Annotated in this window: 15 protein-coding genes; 4 read left to right on the top strand and 11 right to left on the bottom strand. The window is 47.8% G+C overall.

Annotation, left to right across the window (positions count from 1 at the left end):
- Positions 1–55: 55 nt before the first annotated feature.
- From BUE76_RS00635 to BUE76_RS00625, 3 genes are all read left to right on the top strand, one after another.
- A complete protein-coding gene (locus tag BUE76_RS00635; protein WP_073039163.1) occupies positions 56–1276 on the top strand; it encodes a sensor histidine kinase in 1221 nt (406 codons plus the stop codon).
- 76 nt (positions 1277–1352) lie between these two features.
- Positions 1353–3044, top strand: a complete 1692-nt coding sequence (locus BUE76_RS00630) for a PAS domain-containing protein (protein WP_073039161.1) — start codon at positions 1353–1355, stop codon at positions 3042–3044.
- 403 nt (positions 3045–3447) lie between these two features.
- Complete coding sequence (locus BUE76_RS00625; protein ID WP_143157156.1) at positions 3448–4671, top strand: sensor histidine kinase; 1224 nt, start codon at positions 3448–3450, stop codon at positions 4669–4671.
- A gap of 614 nt (positions 4672–5285) precedes the next feature.
- Here the strand turns inward: BUE76_RS00625 and BUE76_RS00615 are convergent.
- The 8 genes from BUE76_RS00615 to BUE76_RS00580 all read right to left on the bottom strand — a co-directional run bounded on the left by BUE76_RS00615 (position 5286) and on the right by BUE76_RS00580 (position 9879).
- Positions 5286–5774, bottom strand: a complete 489-nt coding sequence (locus BUE76_RS00615; protein ID WP_143157155.1) for a hypothetical protein — start codon at positions 5772–5774, stop codon at positions 5286–5288.
- 8 nt (positions 5775–5782) lie between these two features.
- Positions 5783–6034: a hypothetical protein gene (locus BUE76_RS00610; RefSeq protein WP_073039152.1), complete on the bottom strand. Its 252-nt coding sequence runs from the start codon at positions 6032–6034 to the stop codon at positions 5783–5785.
- A gap of 6 nt (positions 6035–6040) precedes the next feature.
- Positions 6041–6220 carry a hypothetical protein gene (locus BUE76_RS00605; RefSeq protein ID WP_073039150.1) on the bottom strand — a complete coding sequence of 60 codons (180 nt, stop codon included), beginning with the start codon at positions 6218–6220 and terminating at the stop codon, positions 6041–6043.
- Positions 6221–6421 (bottom strand): PAS domain-containing protein, encoded by a 201-nt coding sequence (locus BUE76_RS25385; protein ID WP_073039148.1) that lies wholly within the window; start codon positions 6419–6421, stop codon positions 6221–6223.
- A 908-nt stretch (positions 6422–7329) separates the two neighbouring features.
- Positions 7330–8004: a hypothetical protein gene (locus tag BUE76_RS00595; protein WP_143157154.1), complete on the bottom strand. Its 675-nt coding sequence runs from the start codon at positions 8002–8004 to the stop codon at positions 7330–7332.
- Between the two features lie 61 nt (positions 8005–8065).
- A complete protein-coding gene (locus BUE76_RS00590; protein WP_143313417.1) occupies positions 8066–8440 on the bottom strand; it encodes a nuclear transport factor 2 family protein in 375 nt (124 codons plus the stop codon).
- Between the two features lie 19 nt (positions 8441–8459).
- Entirely contained in the window at positions 8460–9329 is an 870-nt protein-coding gene (locus BUE76_RS00585) for an alpha/beta fold hydrolase (RefSeq protein ID WP_073039144.1), read from the bottom strand.
- Positions 9330–9426: 97 nt separating this feature from the next.
- A complete protein-coding gene (locus BUE76_RS00580) occupies positions 9427–9879 on the bottom strand; it encodes a YybH family protein (protein ID WP_073039141.1) in 453 nt (150 codons plus the stop codon).
- Between the two features lie 139 nt (positions 9880–10018).
- On the opposite strand from BUE76_RS00580, the gene BUE76_RS24685 reads away from it, so the two are divergent.
- The gene (locus tag BUE76_RS24685; protein WP_216820598.1) at positions 10019–10189 is read left to right on the top strand and encodes a hypothetical protein; all 171 of its coding nucleotides are present in this window, start codon (positions 10019–10021) and stop codon (positions 10187–10189) included.
- Here BUE76_RS24685 and BUE76_RS00575 read toward each other — a convergent pair.
- The 3 genes from BUE76_RS00575 to BUE76_RS00570 all read right to left on the bottom strand — a co-directional run bounded on the left by BUE76_RS00575 (position 10186) and on the right by BUE76_RS00570 (position 11332).
- A complete protein-coding gene (locus BUE76_RS00575; RefSeq protein ID WP_216820597.1) occupies positions 10186–10611 on the bottom strand; it encodes an NAD(P)-binding domain-containing protein in 426 nt (141 codons plus the stop codon). The two genes, BUE76_RS24685 and BUE76_RS00575, sit on opposite strands and share 4 nt — an antisense overlap.
- Positions 10612–10714: 103 nt before the next feature.
- Positions 10715–10903 (bottom strand): cyclic nucleotide-binding domain-containing protein, encoded by a 189-nt coding sequence (locus BUE76_RS24680; protein WP_216820596.1) that lies wholly within the window; start codon positions 10901–10903, stop codon positions 10715–10717.
- A gap of 15 nt (positions 10904–10918) precedes the next feature.
- Positions 10919–11332, bottom strand: coding sequence for a Crp/Fnr family transcriptional regulator (locus tag BUE76_RS00570; RefSeq protein ID WP_216820595.1), 414 nt, complete (start codon positions 11330–11332; stop codon positions 10919–10921).
- Positions 11333–11824: the final 492 nt, after the last annotated feature.

Raw genomic sequence — 11824 nt, 5'->3', positions numbered from 1 at the left:
GTTTTCCTGAAGATGATTAGGAAGGCATTTTTTTCAATCGCAAAATTTACAGGGCATGCTCCATTACAGCTCACCAACTAATAAAACAGTTACGGATACAGGTTTTCAATTGGCAAATAATCCGGGGCTATCCGATCTGGCATTTTTAGCCCGTACCACCAGTGGAGTGAGCCTGTCCATGATCAGTTTATTTTCCAGCAGGCGGCAGGTAGTGAGCCGGGAGCCTGGTTTAGTTTATGATGTAGTTCCATCCTGTTACCACCTGATGCAACAAAGAGACTTCAGCAACTCCGGGAATAATGATCCCACCATTTCCAAAAGTGGAGCAAAGCTGACATCCAGTAATGATGTGGTGTGGTTTTGCACGGGCGTACCTATCATTTGCCAGCGCAAAGAGATAGGCGGTATTTGTTTGCTCCACAACAAGCCTTTTAACCTGAGCCCGCAGCAGTATAAACAACTACAACGGCTAGGCCGCCTTGTTGTGCGGATGGAGCAAGCTGAGAAAAGAAAAGAAGCGCTGCGCCTGCTCCGGCAGGAAGAAGAACAACGCAAAGCGGCTAACAAAATATTATTGGAAAACCAACGCAAAATTCTCCTGGTGATGGGCCATGATTGCAGGGGGCCTTTGAGCTCCATGAAACACCTGCTTGACCTGGTACAGGACGGCTTGTGCCCCCCCGAAGAAGTACCCCGGTTGATGAGTTTGATGCAGGATCAGCTGAATTTCAGCCTGCAGACTTACGATAGTTTGGTAACCTGGGGCAGGTTAAATATGGATATAGCCTGGCAGAAACCCATATGTGCCTGGCCGACACAAATCATCCGCAAGGAGTTGAGCCTGCTGGCCCATACAGCTACCAGCAAGCTAATTGATTTGCATATGGCCATACAGGACAGCCATCCTGTTGCCGTTACAGAAGGCGTACTGGCGTTTGTGGTACGCAACCTGATGAGCAACGCCATCAAGTTTACCAGCAAGGGCAGCATCACCATTGAATGGACGCAGCAGAATGCCTATTGTGTGCTCACCGTTGCCGACACCGGTGTAGGTATGGATCAGGCTGGCCAGAAAAGTTTATTCCGCAGCCATGTAGCTTCAAAGGATGGTACCAACAGTGAAAAAGGTTGTGGCATCGGGCTGATGTTGGTACACGACTTTGTACAACAGCTCGATGGTTTTATTGAAGTGCAAAGTGAGCCGGGCGCCGGTACCACTTTTACCGTGGGCTTTCCCGTGGTGGCTTATACAGCACCCCTGTTAGCAGGAGGGTAGCCAGCAGCAATCTTTAGTTGCGGGATAGGCCTTGCCCGCCTGCCGGTGCCTCCCGTATCAGTAACCTTCAGCGTTTATGACCGTGGATCTCAAACTTATCAACAAACCGAACCTGGATACAGGGGTACACCCCATGATCGCTGGTTTGCTGCACGCTCATCCCTATCCCATTATTGGAGTGGACAAAGGAGGGCGTGCCGTTTTTTTCAACGAAGCGGCAAAGCGGATATTGCCGCTGCCCAATGAATGCAGGCCACGCCCTTACAGGCAGGTGGAGCGCATGCTGCTGGCCAGCCTTTGGGTAGATGCCGAGCCTGAGGTACTGCCCTGGCAGGATGCGCAGGGCCTCAGGCTTGGTACTTTTTACACCTACCGGTTGAAGGCCGTACCGGTAATCAACGAGGTGCTACATCATTTTGAGTCCTCCGCAATATTGCTGGATCATCAATTCAGGCTGCTGGCCCACTACCCGGGTAATGGTGCCGCTGCTTTGTTCTTCGATACACAAGCCAAAGCGGGATCTGCGCTGCGCGGGTTGGTACCAGCCACCGAGTTTGGCGCTTTGTACCAGCGGTGCTGCCAATGTGTGCAGGGCCTGCCGGTGGTATATGAAGTATCGGCAGCAGGGCAGCAGGATACGAATTTGCAACTGAAATTTTTGCCCATCAATATACCTGAAGCCCAAACTCCGGGCATACTTATTCTAGTAGCCGATTACACCAATACGCGGCAGCAGTTGCAAAAGCAGCTACTTGCACAACAGATTGCCGAAGCACTAAGCCAAAGCAGCGAAGGGTTTGAAGCTTTTATGGAACAATCGCCGTCCATGGCCTGGATCAGCGATCCACAGGGTTGTTTCCAGTACTTCAACAGGGCGCAGCAGCAAAAGCTGGGTACTACCCAATACTTGATAGGCCAGCCCTACGAAGCACTGTTTACACCCGAAACAGCCGAGACCTGCCGTTCAACCCTTCAAGAAGTGTTGCGTACCGGCACACCCGCAGTTACCTTACAAAAAGCCCTGCTTACCAATGGCCGCATAGATACCTTCCGGGTGGTTCACTTTCCTATTAAGGTGGCAGGTACCATGATGGTAGGCTGTTGGGCCACCAATATCACCCGGGAGCTGGCCAATCAAAGCAAGGGATTGCGGATGGCGGCGGCACAACAGCGCACCTTGTTGCGGTCGGTTGCCGATGCACAGGAGCGCGAACGCAATTATCTCTCCCACTGGCTGCGCGATTCCGTCAATCAAACCCTTGCTGCCTGTAAGCTGATGCTGGAAATGGAAGGCGGCGGCGCCAATTCCTTGCAACTGAAAGCACAGAATTTACTGCAATCCTCGATTGCCACCATCAAGGAAAAAAGTGAAATGCTCAATGGTAATATCGTGCGGGAACTTGGCCTGATACCAGCCATCAACAGTTTGTGTTGCAACTTCCCGCCAGTTGTAGCGGTCAGCAACCGGCTTACCGAACGGCAGGTACAGCGCTGGCCCCGTACATTTAGCCTGGGAAGCTACCGGTGTATTCAGGCGGCAGGACGGCTACTGCAAACAATACCAGTTGCGGAGGCGTTACAATTTGAATTGTATTGTTTCCGCAGGCATCTGATCGTCAACATCCATATTGGTCCCAATGAAGCTTTATTGGATGTATTGGCGCAGGAATCGTTCAACGATCTAGCTAACTGGGCCGCCTATCTCGGTGGTAAAGTCAGTTTCCCTGACGATACTATCCGGCTGTCCATTCCCGTGGTAAAAAAGTAAAGGTGTTTTGTTGCCTGGGGTAACAAGAGGTGTTTTTGCTGAAAAGGGGTGGGTTTGGCAGCTTGTTGTATGGAAGAGATCAGGCAAGCGGAATACTGCGGCAAACTTCTCCATGCCATAAGTTGGAAGCACAGGCTACTTCAAATAAGCCTTACTATTTTTGGGTGCATTTCAAGTTTTCGCTGGACCATAGGGCTGTGTGGACACAGCCTTCAGCGGCTGCCTCGGTTTGCGTCCGCACAAACCGGCGAAGATTTGAAATACACCCTTATTTTTTCCAAAAGCTATATTTCCGCTTAACTTAGTGCATCTTCTGGTAAAGACGCATCGCATTCTGCTGTGTTATCACACCCAACTCCCTATTTTGGACAATAATGAGCTATATATCCACTCCGGTGATAAAATGCTTCTGATACCTCAGGTAGCCACGGCCATTATTGAAGCGCTCCCCATTCCCATTTTCTTATTTGACCGCGATGGCAGTCTCCGGTATGCAAATGCCGCCGGTATGCGGGAGTTCAGCGATATATTGGGCACCCCTGTAGTTTTTGGCAGCAACCTCGATGCTTTATTGCGGCAAATTGTAAAGCTGGCGGTGTATGAAGATGAAGATGGAAATATGTTGCAACCCGCAGATGCGCCGGTGGCACAGGCCATCAAACAGGGAACAGTGGTGCGGAAGGTGATCAAAAGATTCGTACACCGTACGGGCATCACCCAATGGTATGTCAACCTGGGTGTTCCCATCAAAAATGAGCAGGGGCTTCATATCTGGAGCGTTTCGGCCAATGTGGACATCACCACTCAGCAGGATGACATCAAAAGCGTTGTTGCCAGCCTGAGCCTGCTCAAAGAGCATGCTGCTCATTTAAATACCAGCCTTCACCAGCACCGCACCCTGCTGGCACAGTCCAACAACAGTTTGTCCAGCGCCAACGAAAACCTCCAACAGTTCATCCATGCAGCCTCCCACGACCTGCGGGAGCCAGTACGGAAAATTCGCACCTATACCTCCCGCCTGCTCCAAGACCTGGATGGCGTGGTGCCGCCAACGGCTATTTACCATTTGCAGCGCATCGACCATGCCGCCCACCAATTGGTGCAGATGATTGAAGGGGTAATGATGTATGCGGGTGTGGAGGCGCAGGCGCCCGTAGCGGCTATGGTCAGCTTGGAGCAGGTGGTGCAACAGGTTGTTGCCTCCTTTGAAGTAAAAATTCAGGAGGTAGGCGCCACGGTAATAGTGGGTGCGCTTCCACCGGTGTGGGGCGTTGCTCACCTGCTGCACCAATTGGTAGCCAACCTGCTGAGTAATGCGCTTACCTTTTCGCATGTTGATACACCCATCCGCGTTCATATTACTGCTTTCAGGGCAGCAGAAAACCAGCAGGATTATTGGGTATTGTCGGTTTCGGATAATGGTGTCGGCATTGCAGCGGCTTACCGCGAAAAAATATTCCAACCTTTCACCCGGCTGCACTCAAAAGAAAAACAGGGCGGCGCGGGGCTGGGCCTGAGCATCTGCCAGCGTATTCTTGCCTACCATGGCGGCCTGATACGGGTAAGCGGCAACCCCGAAGGCGGGGCTACCTTCAACTGCTACCTGCCCGACCATCAGGCTTTATAAAAGGCCGCCCTTTCTTCTGGCGTTTGGGTTACCGTATGGGATGTACAAGCGGCACCTTGTTTGTGCAACAATAGCAAAGCGGTGTATATGTGGGTTTAAGTGTCGGTGTTGTTCCGGGGTTTATTGGTGCGGTATGACGTTATGGAGCTCCCGGATGGCAGCTTTGTTGCCCGACTTTTAAAATACAAGGGCGATAACTCCCCACCTCATGAATTATGCTTTGAGTTCAGAGGCCGGCATTGTATTGGTGTATCACCAGAGACAGCATTGTTGGATGATTTGTATCTGGCTTATCAGCAACAACACCGCAGGCAACAACAGTAAATCCGCTATTTATCCTTTGCCCTTATTCTTTTTCATGTGTTGTATCAGGACAAAGGGCAATGGCGCTGCAAGGCGCAATTTTTTTATGGCTTTGGTATAAACAGGTTTAGTACGTTATTATTTAGCGGCGGATTTTATATGCGCTTGAAGCTAATCGTCCCACAGCAATCCCTTTTTAAGCAACTTCCATTTTTAATTTCAGGTGCGCTACCAAATAGTCGAACTGTACCAGCTTAGGCACAAACCCTCTTACTTCCACTCCCTTGAACATCGGCTTTACATCTCAGGGTTCAGGGAGGTAAAACATACAAGGCAAGCCTTTCCTGATGTGTATAGTTACTCACCGCTCTAATCAGTTGAGCGTGTATAAAGTTGGTGACGGGAATATCCAAAACAAGACAAATTCCGGCAATGGGGTTCTGTAAAAACGTATGATGATAGGTAAACCAATTTACAGGTTGTGTAGCACTGATTTTCTGGACAGTCAGATGAAATATAGAGAAATCATCATAATCGGTTCCAATATAGATAATCGGTGAAGCGGCAATAATAGCTAGGATATGGGCATCAAATATATAAGCAGATGTGAATATGTGTGTTGGTTTCTTTTTATCAGGGGCTTTCCAACCTTTGCAAGCATTCTGTTGATGGGCCTTTGATATTTTTATCCAATCCTCTTTTTGCCAGATTTCAAGGAGTACAAACAGATTCTTGTTTTGCGTCAGAATGCGGATGCTTCCGTCAGGCTGGGAGGGACAAAGTGTTATGAGTTGGGACATGCTTTGCATCATCCGGTAAAACCCAATTGCAACTTGCCCTGAAGTACGGCATATGCCATTTCTTCCAGTTCCGATACAAAGGTTACGGCAGGATTGTTAAGCGCTAACAGGTTCCTGATGGCAGGCAATAGGCCTACTTCCCTGATCACTGATCCACTCAGGTTGGCGCTGATGCTCCCCAGGTCTTTGATTGCTTCCTGAATATAGGTATACAACCGGTGCACATAGGGGTTGATAGAAGGGCCGCCTACTTCCACCATAAGTTTTCAAGAGGTCAGGGTTTGGTTGATGCCATCACGAAGTATCTGCGATAAGTGGTTTCTTTCTGCCTCCTGGGCTTCGATGATAGAAGTTACCGTGATCTTGGCTTTTGACCGCTCGTGCTGTAGCAAGTCGTGATGTTGCCCTTCCCGGTCGCTGATGTCCAGCGCAAACCCGCCTACCATTTATTCATCCGCTATATGCAAAGGGAATTTGGTGACTTTGTAAGTGGCCGCATTGCCATGCAGGTCTACTGTTTTTTCGACGGTGTTGATAGTCTGTCTGGTTGCCAGTACCTGTTTGTCATTTCGCCGGTATTCGGCAGCTATATCCGCTGGAAATACTTCAAACACCGATTTGCCCAGACTCTCCTGCGAAGTGCCCATCTTTTTTGATGAGCTTCGTTAACAGATACCTGCCTTGCCCTCGCTATCATGAATCTAAGTTACAGCCGGCGACTGTGCTATAAAGGCCGAAGCAAAATAGCGCTAGGTTTCCTCACTTTGCAGGTTATGAAAATCATATGGCATATATAAGGGTTAAGTCCTGTGAACCTCAATGTTGGAACACAAACGCCAAATGTACACGGGGATGATTGTATGATATTGTTCAGCTATTTATATGATTTCCTTAAACGCATATAGGTGGGAGAAACGGAGGATTTGAATGGATGATGGTGTCAGCTGTAGGCTATCTATAAGGCTTTTGTTGCGTCGCACTCTCCTATGTTTGTGAAGTAAAGACAGAGAGTTGTTAAGCAGGAACAAAGCAGTTGCGAGTAGATTTTATTTTAAAAGTGAAAAGGGATAAGAGTCAAGTCGCACTATATCTACCTTCAGGGTTTCCAAATTCAGCCTGCTCTAAATAACGCCTACGCTAAAATAAGCAGACAGAAAGCAAAGAAGCCACCGCCAACTATTCCCTGGAGCCAAAAGGTCAACAAGAGATTTTAATTTGTTCTGGCGACACACCGCACAACGTTGCCCATGCGCACAGAGGTTGCGCTTCTTTTGGCCAACGCACAAATACTAAATTGCTCTTTCGCTCCTTACGTTCCGCTTTACTTTCCGCTCCTACAATCGCCGTCCGTTCCGCTCCAGTTACTCCATCGCAAATAAGCGTTTACTACGCTTCGGGGTCTCCGTGAATAAAGAGCAAATAAAGGTCTCGACGGTGGTCTTGCACATTTGACGCCCCTGTTTACCAGAGATAGAAGGAAAGATTGAAGACAAGAAGGATTTCATATAAAAATCCGGCGTGAGATGGAGCACCAAATTGAGTCCATGAATTGGACTTATTTGTTGCGGACCTTCAAATTAGAAAAATATCCTTCGGTACCAACATCAACCCACAGCCCAATAGCCCCGTCAGCATTGCTTCCAAGTTTTAGATCATTCACTACCAGGGAGGGTTGGCGGTTCTTTTTTAAAAAGATTTTGGCTTGCCCACCCTTTACCACAATCCGCATGGTAATCCATTCATCCAATTCCATATCAGCATACGACTCATACTGCTCCGGCGCCTCTTTTCGGAGCCGTTGAAATTTAAAGTCCGGGTAAGCGAAGTACTGGATAGCGTGATTGCGCCGAACCTGGTCATCTGCCCGGCCATTGGTGGGGCGCAGGTAAATGCTTTCAAAGCGGGAATTGCTGTCATTAATATGAAAAGCTACTCCGATAAAGCCCCTTGCATGGTCAGGCGCATGCTTCAAGAGGCGGCTTAACACCTTTACCTCTATGGTTCCACTAGAAAAATCTATATCCCTGATTTTTACAAACGTAGGTTCATCAACCTCTTTGATTAAAGTGTCTTTCACTACCCGTACTGCCTTTCTTCCCTTCACTCTATCCAGTTTCATAGATACGCCTACAGCCTGCAGTTGGTCCTCGCCCAATCTGATCTGTTGTGCATAAAGATTTGCTGAACCAATTATCAGGTAACTCACAAACCCAAGTAGTATGCTTTTCATCTGCTGGCTTTTTCAGTTTTAAAAACAGGGACGCTTCACACCGCCACCAATCGTAAGTTGATCACTTTGGCAGTATGTGTGCCGCCACCGTATGCAGCCTGATCTTACCATCCTGTAAAAAAAAGGTATCTGTTCCCAGCGGAATGCTCGCGACTTGTGAATCACTGGCCCACACAATGTATGCAGTACTGCCAGTAACCATTAACTGCCTCATTTCAAAGGCTGATCCTGTTGGTATGGTGACAAAATACGTTGCAAAGAACTTGCGAATGGCCGCCAGACCTTTTATTGATCCTTCTGGTGTGAGCACCTCCGACTCCTCGGTATAATCATGCATGATGGCATCTAAATCGTTTCCACCAAATGCAGTGAGATGATGGTTCAATATTTTCCTTGTGAGACTTTCATTGCTTGCCATAAGGTCTTGATTTTTCACTGATCCTTTATTTAATAATTTATTGCTTTAGGAATGGAACAACACAGGCCCAAACTGCCTGGAAGTTCTCCAGGAACACGCCGTGAGTGGTGTTGGGTATAATGCCTACCTGACTGTTGGGTATCATCTGGGCCGTGTTTACTACCCGCTGGATAGGATTGGATGCATCTCTGTCTCCTGCCATCACCAGTACAGGACATTTGATTGTCACAAAGAAGTTGCTATCCAATGTCAGGCGGCTATACATAGAGCCCAACATTGTGAACATCTCTTGTAAGCGCTCTGGTTGGGGCATCAGTTTAAACTGCTGTTTCCAATAAAGGGTATCTAAAGCAATTCCCTTCCTGGCGTCAAAAGTAAAATCACGTACACCTGGTCTGATCTCGGCAGCACCAATGGCAATCAGCTTTTGCACTTGACCGGGATATTGACTGGCTAGCTTGTAGCCGGTATAAGCTCCGTCGCTGAACCCCAGGATAATTGCGCTGTCCTTAGTGACGGCATTGATCACTGCCAGTACATCGCTAGCCTTTTGCTCATAGGTGATAGGTTCAGTTCCCAACTCTGATTTGCCATGGCCACAGGTGGACACCGCAATAACCTGGTAACCTTTTTTCAGGCTATCAATAAACTGGTGCATTTCATAAGGCGAACCAAAGATTCCGCCATGCAGAATCACCACCGGCTTTCCTTTTCCATACACTTCATAATAGATCCTGGCATCACCTGCACTGGCATATCGCCCTACTTTGGGGTTGGCGCCATATGGAATAGACCCAGCCGGAGAGGGCCCGGCCTGCAAAAAATGCCTCAGCTTCTGGGGGGGCTGTGCCTGGCTGCTGCATGTTATAAGAAGGAGAATAAACAGGGAAAAGAAAACTGGTTTCATAATGCTATGTGTTTTAGAAATAATATTGAAGGTGCAACAGGGTATCAATCTGCCGCACCCTAATATTCCAAGTCTGCTGCTGTTTTGACAACCCTGCCTACTTGGCTTTGTTGTACATGTAACGGGCAATTTTCCATTCCCCTTTTACCTTTTCAAAGACAAACAATTCCCTGTTCTCATCGGGAACGGTTTGATTGCTTGACTTGATGACAAAAGAGCCTTTCGAGGTGGATCGGGCAAACGCATAGTTACCGCTCACAACGATCTCTGCAATGGAAAATTCCAAGGTGTATTTAAAGTTTTCAAACACATACTGGTAGGTACCCTTCACCTGGTCCGATCCTGCAGCGGTAGGAGCAGCGTTAGCAAGCAACACGCCATCAGAAGTGTAAAGGGGAACAACCTTATTTGCGTCGGCTGCGTTCAATGCGTCGCGGTAGGCAAAGATTAGTTTTTCAATTGCTGCTTTCTGGCTGGCTTGCGCCTGGGCAACGTTGCCCAGCAGGGACACGGACAGGAGGATGAGAAGTGATGCTACTAATTTTTTCATGAAAATTGAGTTGAAATTGTTGTGGGAGGATGTATAGGTTACAATCCTGTGTACATCTGTTTTTCCGGTCAGCGGTCCTGTGTTATACTTTTTCGCTTGCTTCAGCCAGCGTTACCGGTTTACCCAGTGCACCAAATTCATGGAGATCACCAAAGACTTCGATACGGATGGATTTGTCCAAGCCACCTACACGGACAGGTTCAAAACCATTATCACGGATCAGTTTTTCGATTTCACCTTTGATGGTTGTATCGTCGGTGGCATAGAAGAGTACTGCTTTTTCAGGTGTTTGGTGGGCTGTGCCAGCTAAAGATGCGGCTCCCAGGTACCCAATGCCTTGGCAAGCTTTACACCTTGCGGTAGCTGTGTGGGAAGGAACTGACCTGATGATTCGTCTTCACCAACGATCTTTTTAAAGCCACCATTTTCAGCGGGTGCAATCGGGTTAGAGGGATTGACAATGACCTTGCCCGCCAGCTCCGATGCGTACTGCTTTAAAAACTCTTGGATGGGGTTGAAGTAGATGGCCAATACAATGATGTCGGCATCTTTAATAGCGGCAGCAATATCGGCTGGCTGTGCCAAAGCACCCAGCTTCTGTGCCAGTGCTTCTGTTTTGGCTAATGTGCGGTCGGCAACAATTATTGGGCGATTTCCTTTAACGAGGTTAGCGGCAACGGCGCTTCCGATATTGCCCAGGCCGATGACGGCTACTTTCGATTTCGTACTCATGACTATTTCTTTTGGATGGTTAATGATTGATTCAGGGTGCAAAGCTCACGCAATCAGGCCCCGACATCCAATGAACTGGTTTAAGAAATAATCTTGTTGTAGTTTAAGATTTTAGTCTTTGCGCCTTGCTGCGGCGGTTGCGCAGCCGGCTTAAAAACTCTGGTGTAATGCCCAGGTAGGAAGCAATTTGTACCTGGGAAAGTCTGTTTACCAGGTGTGGGTAGATTTCCAAAAATGTATGGTACCGTTCTTCAGCGATGGAACTGATGTTTTGCAGGAGGCGCTGCTGCAAACGGATAAAGCCGTTTTACAGCAGGACACGAAAAATACGGTCAAACTTTGGTGCCTGGATGTACAGCGAAATAAGGTCAGCATGACTGATCTGGAACACTACGGTGTCTTCTAATGCATCAATATTAAGGGTTGAAGGCTTCATGCCGTGAAAGCTGCCTAGGTCATTGATCCAGTAGTTTTCAGCTGCAAACTGGAGAATATGCGTGCTGCCTTTTTCATCAATCTTGTACATGCGGAGGCAGCCCCGAACAACAAAGTAGAATTGTGTGCAGGTATCACCTTCCTGAAGTACAAACTGTCGCCACCTGAAAAGACGGGCATGAAATCTTTCCCGGACTAATACCTTTTCTTCTGTATTCAGTGGAATCAACCGGTTGAAATAATTTATAAGCGGCTCCAATGATTCCTCGGTTTTTTCTTTGCCCATCTCTATAAGCATCTGTTGATCTGCAAAAATGGGTAATGCTGATGAAACAACTGGAAATTGTGGTTTTTACGAGATACAAAAGGCAAATGATTCCAGTGTCAAATTGAAACTTTCTTCATCCAAAGCTTTTACAGTAATAAAACAGGCTCTTTTGATTTAGATTTTAATTGGTGCTTTCCTACCCTCAGGGTAGGCCCATTTACATGCAAACATCATTGGAGGAAGCGCATATCCAATAATACATTGCAGGTACACCAATTCATACGTGTTTCCTGCCGGTTGTACAGCAGTATCAACACTCCCCGATGCTCCAGAATGCTACAGGAACAGGGCAGAGAAAAAGAATAGACCAGGTGTAACCTTTTAAGACCTTGATACAGAGATAGCCTTGATGGATATGATGGGACAAACTGCATTAGTGCTATTCAACTTCTTTTGCGTCGCACCCTTGTACGCTCTTATCGCTATTCAGCAAAGGGGAAAAGCTGCAGC

The sequence above is a fragment of the Cnuella takakiae genome, from assembly GCF_001953305.1.
GTDB classification, from domain to species: Bacteria; Bacteroidota; Bacteroidia; order Chitinophagales; family Chitinophagaceae; genus Flavisolibacter; species Flavisolibacter takakiae.
This window is presented reverse-complemented; position numbering and strand designations above follow the sequence as displayed.